Genomic DNA, 17,684 nt, shown 5'->3' on the forward strand with positions numbered 1-17,684 from the left:
TCGCCGGTCACGGGTACCAATCGGTTGGCTTGTTCGCCGGTTGTGGTGGGTTGTTTGTTAGCCGCGCTGGGCTGGCTGGGTTTGGCAGCGTTGTTTGCCAGCTGTGGCGGGCTAGCGGCTGTTTGTTAGACGCGTTGGGCCTGGTTGGAGTGGCTAGCCGCTTTTGCCTGCGCTGTTCGGCAACTGCGTTCGCTCACTGCGGCGGCTGACGGCTGTTCGTTAGGCGCGTTGAGCTGGCTGGATTTGCCAGCTGTGCTCACCAGCCGCGGCCGCCAAGGCAGTGGGCTCGGAGCCGTTCGCTCGCCCGTGCTGGGCTGGCTGCGTTTGCCTACGGCGTTTGGCGGCATTGTTCGCCAGCTGTGGCGGGCAGGCGGCTGTTTGTTAGTCGCCCTGGGCTGGCTGGGTTTGCCAGCTGTGGTTCACCTGCTGCGGCGGGCTCGAATCCGTTTGCCGTGCAGGCTGGCTGTGTTTGCCTGCGGCACTTGGCAGCTGCGTTCGCCAGCTGTAGCGGGCTGGTTGTTTGCTGGTCGCGCTGGGCTGGGTGGCGTTGGCTAGCCGCCTCTGTCTGCGGTGTTTGCCAGCTGCGGCGGGCTAGGAGGTGTTTGCTAGCCGAATTCCTCAGCCGCGCTTGCCTGCGGCGTTCGCCAGGCGCAGTGGTCCCGCGTTTCCGCCACCCTTCTGGCCAGCCTCGAACGGCGATGCCCCGCGCTCACGTTCCCGCGGCGAGTTCCGTGGGTGGTTGTGGCTGACGAGAACCGCGGCCCGCCGCGGCCAGGAGCCTGCCCCCACCCCGCAGCGTTGCCACGCGCTCCAATTCGCCGAACCTGCCCAGCCGCTAGCCGTGCCAGATCGCGTCTCGCACCTCCGTCGCCGCCGCCCGTTCCTTCTCATCCGAGGCTCGGCCAGCATCCGTTCACACTCAGCGAGCCCCCGCGCCCCGTAGGCCGCGCAGCCCGGCCACCGACCCCCGCCAGACCGCATCTCGCGCTCCTTCCCCCGCCCTCCCGCCACGCACTTCGCCCCTCTCGCCGGGCCCCTGACCAGCCAAAACGCCCGCTAGATCCAACCTGGCAGCGCCGCGCACCGATCTGGCGCCCAAGAAGTGTGGACGAGGAGCTGCGGGTAGCCGTGCTCGTCGCCAGCACCCGGGAGGGCCGGGTCGGCGGCGAGATCGGCCGATGGTTCGTCGAGCGGGCCGCCGGGCACGGCGGGGTGGTGCTCGACGTGCTCGACCTCGCGACGTTCGCGATCCCGGCCCGGTTGCCTGCCGAGCCGACGGCCGGCATGGCCGGGTTCGCGAAGCGGATCGCGGCGGCCGAGGCGTTTGTGGTGGTCACGCCCGAGTACAACCGCAGCTTCCCGGCGTCGCTGAAGCAGGCGATCGACTGCGCGTACGAGGAATGGCGGGCCAAACCGGTCGGCTTCGTCTCCTACGGCTACCGCGCGGGCGGCCGCTACGCGGTGGAGCATCTTCGGGATGTCTTCACCGAACTGCACACGGCGACGGTGCGGGATTCGGTGTGTCTCGACCTGCTCGAGCACGAATGCGGTGACCCCGGCGCGGGTCCGCACGGCGAATCCGCAGGCCACGCGGCCTCTGCTTTGCTGGACGAACTGCTCTGGTGGGGCCTCGCGCTGCGCGACGGCCGGCGCGCGCGGCCGTATCGCGGATGAAGAACTGAGGGGAAGGAAAAAACATGAGCAACGCTGCCGGGGAACCGGCGATCGAGACTTCCGGGCTCGTCAAAGTGTTCGGCGAGACCCGGGCGGTCGACGGGGTCGACCTCGTGGTGCCCGCCGGAACCGTGTACGGCGTCCTCGGACCCAACGGCGCGGGCAAAACCACCACTGTCCGGATGCTCGCCACGCTGTCCCGTCCGGACGGTGGCGAAGCGCGGGTGTTCGGCCACGACGTGGTGCGCGAGGCGGACGCCGTGCGCAGCCGGGTCAGCCTCACCGGCCAGTACGCCTCGGTCGACGAAGACCTGACCGGGCAAGAGAATCTGGTGCTGCTCGGCAAATTGCTGGGACATCGCACCGCCGCCGCGCGCGATCGGGCGGCTCAGCTGCTCGCGGCGTTCGGGCTCACCGACGCCGCGCGCCGGCAGGTGAAGAACTACTCCGGCGGGATGCGCCGCCGTCTCGACATCGCGGCGAGCATCCTCAACACCCCGGACCTGCTGTTCCTCGACGAGCCGACCACCGGCCTCGACCCGCGCAGCCGCAACCAGGTGTGGGACATCGTCCGCGCGATCGTCGCGCAGGGCACCACAGTCCTGCTCACCACGCAGTACCTCGACGAGGCCGACCAGCTGGCGTCTCGGATCGCGGTCATCGACCACGGCCGCGTCATCGCCGAGGGCACCAAGGGCGAGCTGAAAGCCTCGGTCGGAGTCGGCGCCGTCCACTTGCGACTGCGGGACGCCGACCAGCGCGCGACCGCCGCCGAAGTGCTGGAACGCGCGCTGTCTGCCACCGTGCAACTGGATCCCGACCCGGTCGCGATCACGGCGCGGCTGTCGTCGGACGCGCACGAAGCCGCCGCCGACCGCGCGTCGCGGGCTCTCGCGGAACTCGCGAAGGCCGGCGTCACCGTCGACACGTTCTCGCTCGGCCAGCCCAGCCTCGACGAGGTTTTCCTGGCTCTCACCGCCCGCACAGCCACCGAGGAGGCGGCGTGACCACCGTCAAGGAACCCGATCTCGACCTCGCGGCCCCGAAACCGGACGAGCTGGCCGCGGTCCTGCTCGCCACCGAACGCCCGCCGCGGCCGAGCGCGCTGTCCGCGTCGTTCTCCTTCGGCTGGCGGGCGGTGCTGAAGATCAAGCACGTGCCGGAGCAGCTGTTCGACGTCACCGCGTTCCCGATCATGATGACGCTGATGTTCACCTACCTGTTCGGCGGCGCACTGGCCGGTTCGCCGACGCAGTACCTGCAGTTCTTCCTGCCGGGCATCCTCGCGTCGAGCGTCGTGATGATCACGATGTACACCGGCGTCGCGGTGAACACCGACATCGCGAAGGGCGTGTTCGACCGCTTCCGCACCCTCCCGATCTGGCGGCCGGCCCCGATGGTCGGCTACCTCCTCGGCGACGTGCTGCGGTACCTGATCGCGTCCGTAGTGATCATGGTCGTAGGCCTGATCCTGGGCTTCCGCCCGGACGGCGGCGTCGGCGGCGTCGCCGCGGGAGTCCTGCTGCTGCTCGTGTTCTCGTTCGGGCTGTCGTGGGTGTGGACGATGTTCGGGCTGCTGCTGAGGTCCGAGAAATCGGTGATGGGCGTCAGCATGATGGTGATCATGCCGCTGACGTTCCTCAGCAACATCTACGTCGACCCGTCCACCATGCCCGGCTGGCTCCAAGCCGGCGTCTCGGCCAACCCGATCAGCCACCTGGTGACGGCAGTGCGCTCGATGATGTCCGGCACCTGGGACGGCGGCGCCATCACGTGGACGTTGATCGCGTCGGTCGCGCTGACCGCGGTGTTCGGGACGCTGACAATGCGGCTGTACAACCGAAAGTGACCTTGCTTCGCGGGAGGCCGTGCGGTCGCGGACCGGACGGTCTCCCGGACAGGTCAGGGCTTCAAACGGCGGGGGAGAGGACGTAGGAGAACCGGCGGACGGCCGGAATCCAGTGCTGGAACCGGGAAAGCGTGTCGATGCGCAGCGTGGCCGACACGTGAGTGAGGCCGCGATGCAGCTGATGCCAGTCCCGCTGCTTCGCATTTCCTCAGCGACAACACCGAATCTGGTGACTGCCAAGCAGTCATGGCTTTGCTCGGTCTGCTCACCGCGCCGGGGCACTTTCCCCTTCTTTCCCTTCCCCGGTGCCCGGCCTGGTCGCGGCAGGACGCAGCGGCGGTTACAAGCGCCAGGTCATAGGCGTCTCCGGTTGGTAGCTGCAGGACGAGCCGGTCGTGATGGTGTGGCGGAGGTGGTCGGCCAGTTCCGGGTGGAGGTCGGTCAGTTTGCGGAGGGTGTCGCGGATGCGGGCGGTCACGGCTTTGCGCGCGCGTTCCGTTTCGTCGCCGAGGCGGCGGGTTCGGCCGGACAGGCCGGTCGACGTTCGGAGTTCGTCCAGCAGGGCGGCGCGTTCGGTGTCCAACGTGGCGGCTTTCGCGTCGTCGCCGCGGAGGGTGGCGGCGTCGATGGCTTCGTCCAGGTGCTCCAGGCGGCGGCGGTAGGCGGCTTTCGCGGTGTCGTCCAGGATCGGGTCGCCGCTGAAGAAGCGGGTGGCTTCGGCTTCTTGGCCGCCGTCGGGGGAGAGCAGTTGTGCGGCGGGGATTTCGGTGCCCGGTCTGCTCAACAGGAAGTTCAAGTCTCGCAGGCCTTTCGCGTCTGGCATGCGTACTTCGCGGTCGGCGAAGCGAAGGGTCCAGACTGAGTCGGTTCGGTGGAATTCGTTCGGGGCAACGGGTGGTGGCGGCGTCGTGGGGCGGGGGTGGGCGGTGATGTGGTGCAGGCCCAGTTCGGCGGCTTCCGCGGAGACGGCCTCGGCCAGGGCGGTGGCGCGGTCTCTGTCATCTAGGTCCAGCAGCGTGCTTGCCAGGTGGTTGCGCGCTTCGACGGCCCACGGACGGGCGCGCAGCCGGTCTGCGGAGCGGGCGGCGGAGGTGAAATGGGCGGCGGCTGTTTCGTGGTCGCCCAGGGTTTTGTGCAGCAGGCCGGTCCACAGGTCTACCGGGCCGCTCAGTTCGCAGCCGTACAGGGAGACCAGCCATTCTCCGGCGTGTGGGGAAAGCTCGCGTAGCAAGCGTTCGGCTGCTTCGCGGTCTTTCAGCACGACGGCGGCTTGGGCTTGGCAGCGCAGCCACAGCGGGGTGAAGACGCGGGCGTACGGGCCGTCTGCGAGTGCTTCGGACAGTTCGTGCCGGGTGGTGGCGGCGTCGCCGGCGAGGGCCGCGGTGAGGGTGCGCAGCAGGGCTGGGTGCGGGAAACCGGTGTCGGCCATTTTGGCGGGCAGTTCGGCGGCTTCGGCGAAGCGGCCTTGCACTAGCAGCGCGCTCCAGCGCAATTGGTCGGGCATGTAGCCGTAGTCGTTGCTGCCGAAGATTTCCGGGGCGGCCAGTGCTTCCTTGAGTGCTTCGTCCGCTTCGGCGAAGCGGCCGCGGAAGGTGCAGATGATGCTGCGGTCGATCGCTTCCGCCAGTTTCGCGGCTCGCACGCCTTCGTCGGCGATCCCTTGGAACAGGTGGAATTGGTCCAGGTACCGCGGATCTCCCTGTTCCAGCATCGCGACCCACTTGAGCGAGGCCGCGAAGAACTCGTTCTCCCGGTCGCCGGTGCGTCGCGCGATGGCGGCGAGCTCGTCGGTGAGCCGTTCGCGTTCGGCACCGCTGCCCAGGCCCCAGATCGCGTCGTGTCTGGCCCATAAGGTGAATGCCAGCGCGTCGTCGTCCTCGTCGTCGCGGGCGAGGATCGTGGCGCGGGCGGTGAGTTCCAGCCGGATGCGGTCCAGCGAGAGGGGTTCGGCCGCGTTGCCGCCGCACAGTTTTTCGTGTGCTTCGCGGAGAACTTGAACGGTGAACTCGTGCCGGACGCCGCCGGTGCTGAATTTCGACAGAGTGAGGGCGGCGCGGGCAAGGAGGTTCGCGTTGTCTTCTTGGCGAGCCAGGGCGACGGCTTCCTCGCAGAGCAGCCAGGCTTCGTCTTTCACCTCGAAGCGCCACAGCGCGGTGGCCAATTCCAGCGCGACGACGGCTTGGCTGCGTTTGTCTGCCGCTCGTTCGCGGGCTCGGCGCAGGTGCGCGATGGATTCCTCGAAGGCCATCCGGGCCCCTGCGTCCTTGGCCGCGGCGAGCAATAGCCGGACTGCTTGCTTCGGGTCGAGGTCGGTATGGGCGAGGTAGGCGTGCCGGGCGCGTTCGGCGACGCCGACCAGGGCCGGGGTGTGTTCACCGGCGCGCACGACCGCTGCGTGGCGGCGTTGTGCTTCGGCGGGCGTCAGTTCGGCGTATCTCGACTCCCGTACGAGGTCGTGCGCGAAGGAGAAGCGGCCTTCGCCGAGTGCGATCACGAGCCGAGCGGCTACGGCGCGGGTGAGCAGGTGGTCGACCTGTGCGGCGGGCGCAGCGGCGGTGGCGGCGAGCAGGTGGAGCGAGAATTCGCGACCGAGCACCGCGGCGTTGGTGAGCAGTTCGGTGACTGGGCGGGGGAGCAGGGACAGCCGCCGCTGTAGTGCGTCCGCGACTCCGGGCGCGACCGCGGACACTGTGCTCCCGCTGCGCCACAACCGCGCCGTCTGCTCGACGAAGAACGGGTTGCCGCCGGTGCGGCGCTGCACTTCGGTGGCCAGCTCGGCGCCCGGCTCCACGCCCGCGGTGCGGCTCATCAGCTCGGCGACCCCGGTTTCGTCCAGGCCGGTGAGCGTGATCGTGGTTGCTTTCGCGACCAGCGGCAGCATCAGCTCGTGCAGCGGATGGCTGGGCGCGTCCACCTCGACATCGCGGTACGTGCCGATGAGCAGCAGCCGTTCGAACCACGTGTGCCGGGCCGCGAATTCGAGCAGCCGCAGCGACGCCGGGTCAGCCCAGTGCAAATCGTCGAGGATGACGACCACCGGTCGGTCTTGGGCCACCGTGACCAGCGCGCGGGTGACCGCGTCGGGCAGCTGGAACCCGTCGTCGGCCGGTTGTTCGGGGGTTTCGCCGAGCAGTGCGGACAGCGTCGGCGAGCTGGCGACGGCCCATTCGTGCGGCGCGGCCTCCCGGCGCAATGAGCGCATGACCTGGACCCATGGCCAGTAGCCCGGCGCGGCCCCGGACTCCCAGCACGTGCCGCCGAGGACGAGCGCGCCTGCCTCGCGCGCGTCGTCGGCCAGTGCGCTGACCAGCGTGGTCTTGCCGATCCCGGCCTCGCCGGTGACCAGGGTGAGGCCGCCGTGGCTGGCGGTGGCGCGCGAGAGCTGCGCACGCAAGGTCGCGGCGGGGTGGGCCCGCCCGATCAGCGCCGCAGTCATGTCCGGTTCCTCCCTTTCTCTCCGAGCCTCTCACGGGACTCGCCTCGTCGTCGCGTGCTTTCACCGGCTGCGACCGGCTGGTCACGCAGGTCGCTGCCGATGCGGGCCATTCTGTCCGGGGGGTCTGACAATTCCCGGGACCCGTCACCTGGCCGGGTGACGGGAGTCCACAGTGGACTCGCGCTGGTCACAGGGTGACGGGCGTCTCCGCCCGGGACCGGCGGAAGGGGTGGTTGCGGTACTGTCGCCGCCATGGGGAGTATTCGTTCGCGCATCCTCGCTTGGGCCGGCCGCCGGTACATCGCCCGCCAGCAGAAGCGCGGCTTCGATCTCGAAAAGATGGCGCTGCTGCCGGATTCGGCGCTGGAGCCGTTGCGCCGCCAGGGCCTCGACCCGGTTCCGGACCTCGGCCGGCTGCGCGGCGAGGCGCCGATCAGCAAGCTGGACCTGCCGTTCGGGATGAACGCCTGGCTCGTGACCGGCTACGAGGAGGCCAAGGCCGTCCTCGGGAAGGGCACCGAGTTCAGCAACGATTTCACGAACCTCGTCGGCAACGCGGGCGTCACCGAGGACCAGAACCCGGGCGGCCTCGGATTCGCCGACCCGCCGGTCCACACGCGCCTGCGGAAGCTGCTGACGCCCGAGTTCACGATGCGCCGGCTCTCCCGGCTGACGCCGCGGATCGACGAGATCGTCGCGGACCAGCTGGACGCGATGGCCGCCGCGGACGGGCCGGTGGACCTGTGGGAGCAGTTCGCGCTGCCGATCCCGTCGCTCACGATCTGCGAGCTGCTCGGCGTGTCCTATGAGGACCGCGCCGACTTCCAGCGGCTGAGCACCGCGCGGTTCGACCTGTTCAGCGGCGCGGGCGCGTCGCTGGGGGCGATCTCGGAGTCGCTGGGATACCTGCTGGAGATCGTGCGCAAGCAGCGCGAACAGCCCGGCGACGGCCTGCTCGGCATGCTGATCAAGGAGCACGGCGACGAGATCGACGACCGCGAGCTCGCCGGTCTCGCGGACGGCATTCTCACCGGCGGCCTCGAGACCACGGCGAGCATGCTGGCACTGGGCGCGCTGGTGGTGCTGCGCGACCCGGCGGCGTTCGAGGCGGTCCGGGGCGACGACGATTCGGTGCACCGGTTCGTCGAGGAGCTGCTGCGCTACCTGACGGTGGTGCAGATGGCGTTCCCGCGGTTCGCGAAGCAGGACATGGACATCGCGGGCGTGCACATCAGCGAGGGCGACATCGTGCTGGTGTCGCTGTCGGTCGCGGACCGCGACCCGGTGCTCGGCAAGGGCGACATGGACCGCTTCGACCCGACCCGCGAACCGTCCTCGCACCTGGCGTTCGGGTACGGAATCCACCGGTGCATCGGCGCGGAGCTGGGCAGGATGGAACTGCGGGCGGCGTACCCGGCACTGGTCCGGCGGTTCCCGAACCTGCGGCTGGCGGTGCAGCCGGAGGAGCTGGAGTTCCGGAAGGTGTCGATCGTGTACGGGCTCGATTCGCTGCCGGTGCTGGTGGACTGACTTCGGATTGTTGGACGGCCGGGGTGGCTCGGGTTGGTCGCCTCGTGCGGGCCGTCGGGTCTCGTGCGGCTGGGGTCGCGGGGTTGGTCGTGTGCTGCCGGAGGTGGCGGACTTGCCCGGTGGGCGGCTTGGGCATGGCTACGCCGCTCGCGGACGCGTGGCATGCCCGGCGGCACGGCGCTGAGGGCGCACGCTCCGCGTGCGAGAGTGCGCGGCGGCTTCACTGAACCGGCGGTGTTCGGGGTGGTGTGCGCGGCCGCGCGGTTGAATCGGTGGTGCGCTGGCCGTGCGCGAGGCGGCCGAACCGGTGCGCGCCAGTGGCGCGCGTGTTGGCGTCGAATCGACGGCGCGCTCGTAGGTAGCCCGCGCGGCTTGGTCTCAGCGGCAGCGTGCTCGCGGTGCGCAGCGGCGCGGTCGAATCCACAGTGCGCGGATGAACGCCGAGGCGGTCTGACTGGACCAACGACACGCCAGCGGTGTGCACGGCCGCGCGCTTGGATCGGCCTGCTGGTGGATGCTCGAGGCGGTCTGGCTCGACCGGCAGTGTGCCGCGCGGCGCGGCCGAGTCCGCGATGCGCTCGTCAACGCACGAAGCGGCCTAGCCGAACCGGCAGCGCACTCGTCGCGGGTGAGGTGGTGCGTCGAACCGGCAGCGCACCCGTGACCGGCGAGGTGGCGTGGTCGAACCGAGCCCAGTCCCGTCACCCGCCGCTCTCTCGCGGCACCGTCATCGTCGGGCTCTCATCGCACCCCTCTCGGCCGGAATTGGATGCTGATCCTCGGTCCCACCGCGCGGGATGTCTTCGGGATCGCGTGTTCCCACGTCCGCTGGCAGGACCCGCCCATCACGATCAAGTCTCCGTGGCCCAATGGGTACCGCACTGAGTCGCCGCCGCCTCGTGGGCGGAGGGCCAGGTGTCGGGCGGCGCCGACGGACAGGATGGCCACCATGGTGTCTTCGGTGCGGCCGCGGCCCAGGTCGTCGCCGTGCCAGGCGACGCTGTCTTGGCCGTCGCGGTAGTAGCAGAGTCCGGCCGTGCGGAATGGTTCGCCCAGTTCAGCTGCGTAGTGGGCAGTCAATGCTTCCCGGGCCTCGGTGAGGACTGGGTGCGGCAAGGGCGCGTGCTCCCGGTAGAAGCACAGCAACCGCGGCACGGCGACCACGCGGTCGTACATCTGCCTGCGCTCCGCGTACCACGGGACCTCGGCCGCCAGGTGTTCGTACAGCTCGTCCGAGCCGTCGAGCCACCCGGGCAGCACGTCGATCCACGCGCCTTGACCCAGTTCGGTGCGTTGCACGCCGGACAGCGAACCCAGCGTGGCCGGCCCGCTGGCACCGAACAGCGAGCCCTGAAATGCCTGACTCATGCCTCCAAGCTACACGACAATCGAACACCTGTTCGGGCGAACTACTCGGCGGGTTTGGGGTGCGCGGTGACGACGAGGCGGTGCAGGCGGGCGTCGGGGGCGGATTCGTTGTGGTAGCGGGACACGAGGTCGGTCACGAGGGTGGTCAGCTCGTCGGTGAAGGCCGACCGGTCTCGGGCGGACGCGAAGGCGATTTCCGTGTCCAGGGTCAGCGTCGAGAGCGGTTTGCCTGCGCGAGCCGCGCGGCGGGCCAAGCCGGCGACTTCACGCAGGGTTCGGCCGGCGACGGCGAGCAGGTAGCTCACCGATAGGCGGTCCGCCTTCACGTGGGCGGAACCGGCGGCGCCGAGGGCCGCGGGGGAGACCAGGTAAGCGCTGGCGGTGGCGGCGAAAAGGCGTTCGGTGAGGCCGCCCCACTGCCGGGTTCCGGCCGGTTCGACCAGGCCGTGCGATTCGAGCGCGCGCAGGTGGTAGTTGACCTTTTGCCTGGTCAGGCCCACTCGGGCGGCCAGCGCCGCGGCGGACGCCGGTTCGGTCAGCGCGGCCAGCAGGCGGGCGCGCACCGGGTCCAGCGCGGCCGCCGCGACGGCGGGGTCCTCGATCACTTCGACGTCCTGCATCCCCTGAGCCAAGCAGTGACAAACAAAGTCGTCAAGGGATGCGCTCTTGTCCGCGACCGGCCGGGGACCTACAGTGATCAGCCAGTGGTCTGGACCTGTACCGCTACCGCCGCCCTGAGTTCCACGGAGGTTGGCACGTGCGCACGAGAACCCGGATCGGCGGAGCACTGGCGGCGGCGGTGTGCGGGCTCGCGATTCTCGCCCCGGTCGCGGACGCCCAGGTCGGCGGCGGCACCTGGAAATCCTGGTCGCCGGGGTACAAGGAACAGCAGAAGGGCTGCGGCCAGATCAGCGGGCTCACCTTCAAGCTGACCTGCTCCGACGGCAGCGGCGAACAGCGCGCCGAGCGCCGCTACGAGACCTACACCGGCGGCACGCACCAGTTCGAGGGCTCCTTCAAGATCACCAGCATGGGCGGTTCGCGGATCAGCCTGAAGCAGACGTTCCGCGACGGTTCGAACGCCGGGCCGTACTTCCTGCTGGCGGTGGAGAAGGGCGGCCGCCTCTACACCGTCGAGAACGGCCAGACGGTGGCGACCGGCGCGACCGTCGGAACCTCGGTGCGGGTGAACACGATCAATCAAGTGGGCAGCTCCCACAAGGTATACATCAACGGCTCGCTGAAGCAGACCGACGACAGCCCATCGGGTAGTTATTACGACAAGTTCGGGTCGTACCGGACGGCGAGCGGGGCGGGGCCGATTACCGTGCAGTGGAGCGGAATCAAGTTCTGGACCAGGTGATCGCCCGCGCGGGTGCCAGCCGCCGCCTGGCACCCGTCCGGCGGGAATTCCGTTGCCTCGGCAGGGGAACTCGGTCACTGTTGCGCGCATGACTTTGGTTGAGCACTACGACACCGAGACCTCCGAGGACACGCGGCTCGTCAGATCGCCGCACGGCAGGCTGGAATTCCGGCGCACCCAAGAACTCGTGCGCAGAGCGATCCCGGCGACCGCGCAGCGAGTCCTCGACGTCGGCGGGGCGACCGGGGTGCACGCGCGATGGCTGGCCGCGGACGGATATTCGGTGCACGTAGTCGATCCGGTGGCCACGCACGTCGCAGCGGCAGCCGAAATCGAAGGCGTCACGGCGGAAGTCGGCGATGCGCGAGCTTTGGCATGGCCGGACAACAGTGCGGACGTCGTGCTGTTAATGGGGCCGCTCTATCACTTGACCGAATCCGGTGACCGCCAGCAGGCGCTTGCCGAAGCCCGCCGCGTCCTTCGTCCGGACGGCATTTTGTGCGCCGCTGCGATCAGCCGCTATCTCTCGGCCATGGAGACCGGAACCAACGGTCAGCTCACCGAACAGATGATCCCGGCGGTAAGAGCCGTGCTCGATACGGGCAGCTACGACGGTCACGTCGGCTTCGTGCCCGCGCATTTCCACACCGCCGACGAGCTCCGCGACGAGCTGGAAACCGCTGGCGTGAACGGGATTTCCGTGTACGGAGTGGAAGGCCCGGCGTGGCCCGCGCTGGACGTGGCCGGGGTCGAGGAATTCGACGCGCGCGTGGACGCGGCCCTCCGCTGCGCCCGGCTGGTCGAACAGGATCCGCTCTTGATCAACGCCAGCGCGCATTTCCTCGCGGTAGCCGTCAACTAGACCATTCTTCGAGCGAATCCCACGCCGTGAGCGTCCGGTGGCTGGTGAACCGGCGGTGCTCACCGGTGAGCGGATCGTCGAACTCCAGCACTTTCGCCAGCAGCTGCAACGGTTTCGTGAAGTCGTCGAGCGGTTTCTCGTGCAGCTCCGGATAGAAATCGTCGCCAAGGATCGGAATCCCCAAAGAACACATGTGGACCCGCAGCTGGTGCGTGCGTCCGGTAGCGGGCGTGAGGCGATACCGGCCCAGCCCGTCCCGGTGTTCGAGAAGCTCCACTGTGGACTCCGCGTTCGGCGGCCCGGGAACCTCCTGCGCGGCCAGCACGCCGCGTTCCTTCACGATCCTGCTGTGCACCGTCCGGGGCAGCTCGAGCGACGGGTCGTAAGGCGCGATCGCCTCGTATTCCTTGTGCACCAGCCGATCGCGGAACATCGTCTGGTACGCCCCGCGCGCGGACGGCGTGATCACGAACATCACCAGCCCCGCCGTCACGCGGTCGAGCCGATGGGCGGGGGAGAGGGCGGGCAGGTCCAGCGAACGGCGAAGGCGCACCAACGCGGTTTCCAGCACGTGCCGCCCGCGCGGGATGGTCGCCAGGAAGTGCGGTTTGTCGACCACGAGCAGATGGTCGTCACGGTGCAGGACGGTGACGTCGAACGGCACCGGGACCTCGTCCGGCAGGTCGCGGTGGAACCAGATGAACGAACCGGGGACATACGCCGCGTCGATCCCCAGCGGACCGTCCTCGCCGTGGATCCGCTGCTCGTGCAGCATTTCCTCGATCCGCGCGGGGGCGACGCGGGGCAGGCGTTCGACCAGGTGCTCCAGCAGGGTCGTCCACGGACCCTCTTCGGGCAGCCGCAGCCGTGCCGGGTCTAGGCCGTGCCGGGGCGGGATCGGGGCCGGGCGCTTGCGTCTCATCGGCTCCCGAGTCTAGTCGGCGGAGTTCTGCCGGTAGGCCGCGATGTAGCGGGCGGTCGCCTCGGCGTTGGCCTCGGCGGCTTTCTCGCGGCGGACGCGCTTGCCGGTTCCGGGCGGGAAACCGTTGCGGGACAACCGGTGGTCGATGCTTTCTTCCATGTACGCGCACGAGTAGAAGTACGACACCAGCGCGGCCATCAGCACGATCGCCAGCCGCAGCCCGAGCGGGGCCGGCAGCAGCAGCCAGACCAGGCACAGCGGCGCGATGCCGACCGTCGCGCGCAGGACGTGCCGGGCCTTCCAGTGCTTGGACGTCGCGTCGTGCAGCAGCCAGTCGCGGTAGCGCTCGGGAAGCCGCCCGCTCACGGCGTAGGCGAACCAGCGGAGAACGCCGGGCCGGTCGGTCATCGTTCCTCCTCGGGGTCTGCGGCAACAGTACCCTAATGATTAGTACACTAACTAATAGTGTGGTGCAGCCCGCGCTAGAGTGGGCCCGAGCACGAGGAGGACGAGTGGCCGAGATCGACCTTGGCGAGGACCCGCTGAAGCTCGACCGGCAGGTGTGCTTCGCGCTGTCGGTCGCTTCGCGCAGCGTGATCGCGATTTACCGGCCGCTGCTGGAGCCGCACGGGCTGACTCATCCGCAGTACCTGGTGATGCTGGCGCTGTGGGAGCAGTCGCCGCGGTCGGTGAAGGACCTCAGCACGGCCTTGCGGCACGAGCCCGCGACGCTGTCTCCGCTGCTCAAACGGCTGGAGGCGATCGGATACGTGACCCGCGGCCGCAGCCGGGCCGACGAGCGCCAGTTGACCGTCGAGCTCACCGGGAAGGGCCGGGAGCTGCGCGCCGAGGCGGAGAAAATCCCGTATCGCGTCGTGGAGCGGCTCGGCATGGAGGTCTCCGAACTGGAGGCGCTGCACGCCGCGCTGGGCCGGGTCATCGAAGCGACCGCCGGATAAGGAAGAACTCGCGCCGGGATCCGGTTCTGTCGAGGGGAACGTGCCGACAGAGCGGAGCGAGCGTGGACAAGATCCGGGTGGGGGTGGCTCCGGGACTCGGGACCGGGCCGGCGGAATTCACCGGTTTGGCCGAGCTGACGGAGGCGGCGGGCGTCGACTCGCTGTGGCTGTCGGAGGTGGTCTATTCACCGGATGTCGACCCGTTGATCGGCATGACGCATGCGCTCGCCCGCACCGAGCGGCTCAAACTGGGCACGGGCGTGGCGATCCTGCCCGGACGGAATCCGGTCCTGGTCGCGAAACAGCTGGTCACGCTGGCCGGACTGGCTCCGAAACGGGTGCTTCCGGTGTTCGGCCTGCTGCCCGCGCAGCCTGCGGAACGAGCCCTGTTCCCGGTGCCGGAGGGCCGGCGCGCGGCGGTTTTCGACGAGTCGCTCGCGCTGCTGCGCCTGCTCCTCGAACAGGACAACGTGTCCTTCGACGGCGAGTTTTTCCAGGTCGACGGCGTGACGATCGGGCCGCGTCCGGCGAAGCGGCTCGACGTCTGGGTCGGCGGGGCCGCGCCTGCCGCGTTACGTCGCGCGGGCCGGTTGTCCGACGGATGGCTCGGCAGTTTCCACACGCCCGAGCAGTCCCGGGTGGCGCGGCTGGCGATTCAGGAAGCGGCCGCCGAAGCCGACCGGGAGATCGAATCGGACCACTTCGGGCTGAGCATGGTCCTTGCGCTGCACGGGATCCCGGAACGGCTGCGCGCCGTGGCGCAGCAGCGCAATCCGGGCCGTCCCGCGACCGATCTCGTGCCCACCAGCTGGGCCGAGGCACGCCGGATGATCGAGCAGCACGTCGAGGCCGGACTCACGAAATTCGTGGTCCGGCCGGGATACTCCGGTGACTACCGGCAGTTCCTCGACGATTTCGTGCGCGAACTCGTGCCGCTGCAGAACTAGAACGTCAGCTGCTCGGTCTTGCGGGGCATGAGCAGCAGCGCGACGACACTCACCACCGAGACGGCGACGATCGCGAGGAACACGTTGTGCGTGGCCCCGGCGAGCGATTCGCGCACGTACGCCGTCGCCGGTGAGGTGTCGTGCGTGCCGCTGAGGATGCGGCTGGTGGCGTCGACGCTCTGTGGCAGGTGTCCGGCGACCTCCGCGGGCGGGTTCGCGAACCGGCCCGCGAGGGTCGCGTTGGCGATCGCGCCGAAGATGGCCGTGCCGACCGCGCTGCCCAGCGAACGGCTGAACATGTTGGTCGCGGTCACGACGCCGCGACGCTCCCAGCCGACGGTGGACTGCACGGCCACGACCGTCGGGCTGGAGGAAAGCCCGAGCCCGATCCCCACCACGAACACGGCCGCCGCGGCCGTCCAGACCACCGAGTCCAGGCCGAGGAACGTCGCGATGACGGTCCCCACGAGCAGGAATCCGGTGCCGATCAACGCGGTGTCGCGGAATCCGATCCGCAGGTAGATCTTCCCGGACAGTGACGCCGCGATCGGCCAGCCGATCGTGAGCGCGGCCAGCGCGAAGCCCGCGGTGAGCGCGTCCGTGCCGAGCACGCCCTCGGAGTAGGTGGGCAGGAACGAGCTGAAGCCGAGCAGCACCGCGCCGGTGACGAGCGCGACCAGGTTCCCGCCGATCAGCGTGCGGCGGGTGAACACCCACAGCGGCAGCACGGGTTCCTCCGCACGCCGCTCGACCAGCACGAACGTGACCAGCATCAGGACGGCGACGGCGAAGATCGCCAGGCTCGGCGCCGACGTCCAGCTCCACGCGACCCCGCCCTCCAGCAGGGCCAGGATCAGCAGCGCGCAGCCGAGCGTCAGCAGGATCGCGCCGGCGTAATCGACCTTGTGCCGCGTGCGGTTCACCTGCTCGGTGAACTTGCGGTAGAGCATCCACGCGGCGAGCGCGCCGAGCGGCAGGTTGACGAAGAAGATCCACCGCCAGCTGAGGTATTCGGCGAACACGCCGCCCAGCGTCGGCCCGATCACCGACGCGACCGCCCACACCCCGGCGAGGTAGCCCTGCACCCGGGCGCGCTCCTCGACCGTGTACAGATCGCCGACCATCGTCATGCTGATCGGCTGGACCGCGCCCGCGCCGATGCCCTGCACCGCGCGCGCCGCGATCAGCACTGGCATGCTCCACGCGACCCCGCACAGTACCGAGCCGAGCAGGAACGCGGCGATGCCGAAGAACATCACCGGGCGGCGGCCGAGGACGTCGGCGAACTTGCCGTACAGCGGCACAGTGACCGCCTGGGTCAGCAGGTAGATCGAGAACAGCCACGGGAACTGGGAAAACCCGCCGAGGTCGCGGACCACGGAGGGGACCGCGGTGGCGATGATGGTGCTGTCGAGGGCCACGAGGCCGGTGCTCAGCATGACGGCGGCGAGGACGGGTCCCCGCTCGGATCGAAGGCCCACGGCGGCGCGTTTCGCCGCGGGCGGACTGCTCGTGCTACCCATGCCGGGAATAAACTCCTTCGCCCCGGCAAGCATTCCCCAGCCGATCGATCGGTGCCCGGGTGTTCGCCTGGCCGTCATCATGGAGGGATGGACAGATGGGTGCGGCCGATCGGCCGGGGCTGGGTCGTTCAGGGCGCGGTGCCGGGACCGGATGTCGACGAGTTCGCCGAACCGGAGGCGGTGACGAGGGCGCTCGCGGCGGCGGAAGGGGACACGCTGCTGGCCGCGCAGCATCCGGCGCGGACGCCCGCGGCGCTGGCGGCCGGGCTGGACGTCGAAGCGGCGCTGCCGGAGGCGCGGGCGACGCTCGAACGGCTGCTGACCAGGCATTACCGGCCGGAGACCGGGTTCGTCGCGGCCTACCGGATCGGCGAGACGATCGCGGGCGTGCTGTGCGTGGTCGACGTCCGGGAGCTGACCTCGGGCCAGGCGCACGTGAAGCACACCGAGGAGGTCTATCCGGAGGTGGTCGCCGAGCGCGCGGCTGTGCTGGACGGCCTCGGGTGTGCGACGAGCGCCGCCCTGCTCGTGCCGGTCGGCGACGCCGCGGAGCTGACCGCGGCGGTCAAGGAAGCGGCGAGCTCGGCGGATCCTGATGTGTCCACTGTGGACCGGGCAGGACTGGCGCACGAGCTGTGGGTGGTGCGGCCGGGGGAGATGCAGGAACGGCTGCTGGAGGCCGCGTCGGCGAGCGATCTGCTGGTGGCGGACGGGAATCACCGCGTCGCGGCCGCGGCGGGGAGCGGTCAGCTGCTGGCGTTGGTCACGGCGGGTTCGCAGTTGGAGATCCGGGCGATCAACCGCGTGCTCCTCGGCACTGGGCACTCCGCGGAGAGCCTGTTGGCGGCTTGGCAGAAAGCCGGGCTGGACGTGGCTTGGTCGGATGACGCGACCCCGCCGTCTTGCCCCGGCACGGCCGTGGTGCTGGCCGGATCGCGCGTGCTGCGAGTGCGGCTGCCTGTGGCGGATCCGCTGGTGATCGACCACGAGGTCGTGGAACAGACACTCCTCGGCTCGGCGCTCGGCCTCGACCCGGACGGCCCGCACGTGCGTCCGCTGCTGCCGGGCAGCCCGGTCCCGCCGAGCGCGGACGCGGTGGTGCAACTGGCTCCTGTGCCGTTCGAGACGGTGCAGGCGGTGCACGCGGCGGGACGGCGGATGCCGCGGAAGGCCACGTACTTCACGCCCAAGCCGCGGGGCGGGCTTGTGCTGGCGCGCTGGTAAAAAGGTGCAGGTCAGCGTCTGTTCCGC

General features: G+C 69.7%; 15 protein-coding genes. 9 read left to right on the forward strand and 6 right to left on the reverse strand.

Annotation, left to right across the window (positions count from 1 at the left end; translation table 11 throughout):
* Nucleotides 1-1,104 precede the first annotated feature (1,104 nt).
* The 3 genes from WA670_RS19340 to WA670_RS19350 are packed head-to-tail and all read left to right on the forward strand — an operon-like array spanning nucleotide 1,105 to nucleotide 3,523.
* Nucleotides 1,105-1,674: an NADPH-dependent FMN reductase gene (locus WA670_RS19340; RefSeq protein ID WP_037814941.1), complete on the forward strand. Its 570-nt coding sequence runs from the start codon at nucleotides 1,105-1,107 to the stop codon at nucleotides 1,672-1,674.
* 23 nt (nucleotides 1,675-1,697) lie between these two features.
* On the forward strand, nucleotides 1,698-2,681 hold the full coding sequence (locus WA670_RS19345; RefSeq protein WP_043835797.1) for a daunorubicin resistance protein DrrA family ABC transporter ATP-binding protein: 984 nt from the start codon (nucleotides 1,698-1,700) through the stop codon (nucleotides 2,679-2,681).
* Nucleotides 2,678-3,523 (forward strand): ABC transporter permease, encoded by an 846-nt coding sequence (locus tag WA670_RS19350; protein WP_037814945.1) that lies wholly within the window; start codon nucleotides 2,678-2,680, stop codon nucleotides 3,521-3,523. Before WA670_RS19345 ends, WA670_RS19350 begins: the two co-directional genes overlap by 4 nt.
* Before the next feature lie 340 nt (nucleotides 3,524-3,863).
* Here the strand turns inward: WA670_RS19350 and WA670_RS19355 are convergent, their stop codons facing one another.
* A complete protein-coding gene (locus WA670_RS19355) occupies nucleotides 3,864-6,959 on the reverse strand; it encodes an ATP-binding protein (RefSeq protein WP_336158429.1) in 3,096 nt (1,031 codons plus the stop codon).
* A gap of 252 nt (nucleotides 6,960-7,211) precedes the next feature.
* On the opposite strand from WA670_RS19355, the gene WA670_RS19360 reads away from it, so the two are divergent.
* Nucleotides 7,212-8,489 carry a cytochrome P450 gene (locus tag WA670_RS19360; protein WP_037814948.1) on the forward strand — a complete coding sequence of 426 codons (1,278 nt, stop codon included), beginning with the start codon at nucleotides 7,212-7,214 and terminating at the stop codon, nucleotides 8,487-8,489.
* Nucleotides 8,490-9,230: 741 nt separating this feature from the next.
* Here WA670_RS19360 and WA670_RS19365 read toward each other — a convergent pair.
* Nucleotides 9,231-9,857 (reverse strand): alpha-ketoglutarate-dependent dioxygenase AlkB, encoded by a 627-nt coding sequence (locus tag WA670_RS19365; RefSeq protein WP_037814952.1) that lies wholly within the window; start codon nucleotides 9,855-9,857, stop codon nucleotides 9,231-9,233.
* A 41-nt stretch (nucleotides 9,858-9,898) separates the two neighbouring features.
* A complete protein-coding gene (locus WA670_RS19370; protein WP_043830187.1) occupies nucleotides 9,899-10,477 on the reverse strand; it encodes an ArsR/SmtB family transcription factor in 579 nt (192 codons plus the stop codon).
* 137 nt (nucleotides 10,478-10,614) lie between these two features.
* Here WA670_RS19370 and WA670_RS19375 point away from each other — a divergent pair, with 137 nt between their 5' ends.
* The gene (locus tag WA670_RS19375) at nucleotides 10,615-11,220 is read left to right on the forward strand and encodes a hypothetical protein (RefSeq protein ID WP_043830185.1); all 606 of its coding nucleotides are present in this window, start codon (nucleotides 10,615-10,617) and stop codon (nucleotides 11,218-11,220) included.
* A gap of 88 nt (nucleotides 11,221-11,308) precedes the next feature.
* Nucleotides 11,309-12,082 (forward strand): class I SAM-dependent methyltransferase, encoded by a 774-nt coding sequence (locus WA670_RS19380; protein ID WP_336158430.1) that lies wholly within the window; start codon nucleotides 11,309-11,311, stop codon nucleotides 12,080-12,082.
* Here WA670_RS19380 and WA670_RS19385 read toward each other — a convergent pair.
* Together WA670_RS19385 and WA670_RS19390 are read right to left on the reverse strand one after the other, a co-directional pair.
* Nucleotides 12,075-13,004, reverse strand: coding sequence for an RluA family pseudouridine synthase (locus tag WA670_RS19385; RefSeq protein ID WP_336158431.1), 930 nt, complete (start codon nucleotides 13,002-13,004; stop codon nucleotides 12,075-12,077). The two genes, WA670_RS19380 and WA670_RS19385, sit on opposite strands and share 8 nt — an antisense overlap.
* A 12-nt stretch (nucleotides 13,005-13,016) precedes the next feature.
* Entirely contained in the window at nucleotides 13,017-13,412 is a 396-nt protein-coding gene (locus tag WA670_RS19390; protein WP_037814960.1) for a DUF5313 domain-containing protein, read from the reverse strand.
* Nucleotides 13,413-13,516: 104 nt separating this feature from the next.
* Between WA670_RS19390 and WA670_RS19395 the strand changes: the two genes are divergently transcribed.
* Nucleotides 13,517-13,963 carry a MarR family winged helix-turn-helix transcriptional regulator gene (locus WA670_RS19395; RefSeq protein WP_037814963.1) on the forward strand — a complete coding sequence of 149 codons (447 nt, stop codon included), beginning with the start codon at nucleotides 13,517-13,519 and terminating at the stop codon, nucleotides 13,961-13,963.
* Nucleotides 13,964-14,025: 62 nt separating this feature from the next.
* Entirely contained in the window at nucleotides 14,026-14,910 is an 885-nt protein-coding gene (locus tag WA670_RS19400; RefSeq protein WP_336158432.1) for a TIGR03854 family LLM class F420-dependent oxidoreductase, read from the forward strand.
* On the opposite strand, the gene WA670_RS19405 is transcribed toward WA670_RS19400, so the two are convergent.
* On the reverse strand, nucleotides 14,907-16,433 hold the full coding sequence (locus WA670_RS19405) for an MDR family MFS transporter (protein ID WP_336158433.1): 1,527 nt from the start codon (nucleotides 16,431-16,433) through the stop codon (nucleotides 14,907-14,909). The two genes, WA670_RS19400 and WA670_RS19405, sit on opposite strands and share 4 nt — an antisense overlap.
* Nucleotides 16,434-16,520: 87 nt before the next feature.
* On the opposite strand from WA670_RS19405, the gene WA670_RS19410 reads away from it, so the two are divergent.
* Complete coding sequence (locus tag WA670_RS19410) at nucleotides 16,521-17,657, forward strand: DUF1015 family protein (RefSeq protein ID WP_336158434.1); 1,137 nt, start codon at nucleotides 16,521-16,523, stop codon at nucleotides 17,655-17,657.
* Nucleotides 17,658-17,684 lie beyond the last annotated feature (27 nt).

Source organism: Amycolatopsis sp. VC5-11 (assembly GCF_037034185.1).
GTDB classification, from domain to species: Bacteria; Actinomycetota; Actinomycetes; order Mycobacteriales; family Pseudonocardiaceae; genus Amycolatopsis; species Amycolatopsis nivea.

Excerpts from the sequence above, each read along its gene's own strand:
- WA670_RS19360 (WP_037814948.1), top strand. The coding sequence starts at position 7,212 with ATGGGGAGTATTCGTTCGCGCATCCTCGCTTGGGCCGGCCGCCGGTAC.
- WA670_RS19355 (WP_336158429.1), bottom strand. The coding sequence starts at position 6,959 with ATGACTGCGGCGCTGATCGGGCGGGCCCACCCCGCCGCGACCTTGCGT.
- WA670_RS19390 (WP_037814960.1), bottom strand. The coding sequence starts at position 13,412 with ATGACCGACCGGCCCGGCGTTCTCCGCTGGTTCGCCTACGCCGTGAGC.
- WA670_RS19380 (WP_336158430.1), top strand. The coding sequence starts at position 11,309 with ATGACTTTGGTTGAGCACTACGACACCGAGACCTCCGAGGACACGCGG.
- WA670_RS19405 (WP_336158433.1), bottom strand. The coding sequence starts at position 16,433 with ATGGGTAGCACGAGCAGTCCGCCCGCGGCGAAACGCGCCGCCGTGGGC.
- WA670_RS19385 (WP_336158431.1), bottom strand. The coding sequence starts at position 13,004 with ATGAGACGCAAGCGCCCGGCCCCGATCCCGCCCCGGCACGGCCTAGAC.
- WA670_RS19410 (WP_336158434.1), top strand. The coding sequence starts at position 16,521 with ATGGACAGATGGGTGCGGCCGATCGGCCGGGGCTGGGTCGTTCAGGGC.
- WA670_RS19345 (WP_043835797.1), top strand. The coding sequence starts at position 1,698 with ATGAGCAACGCTGCCGGGGAACCGGCGATCGAGACTTCCGGGCTCGTC.
- WA670_RS19365 (WP_037814952.1), bottom strand. The coding sequence starts at position 9,857 with ATGAGTCAGGCATTTCAGGGCTCGCTGTTCGGTGCCAGCGGGCCGGCC.
- WA670_RS19370 (WP_043830187.1), bottom strand. The coding sequence starts at position 10,477 with ATGCAGGACGTCGAAGTGATCGAGGACCCCGCCGTCGCGGCGGCCGCG.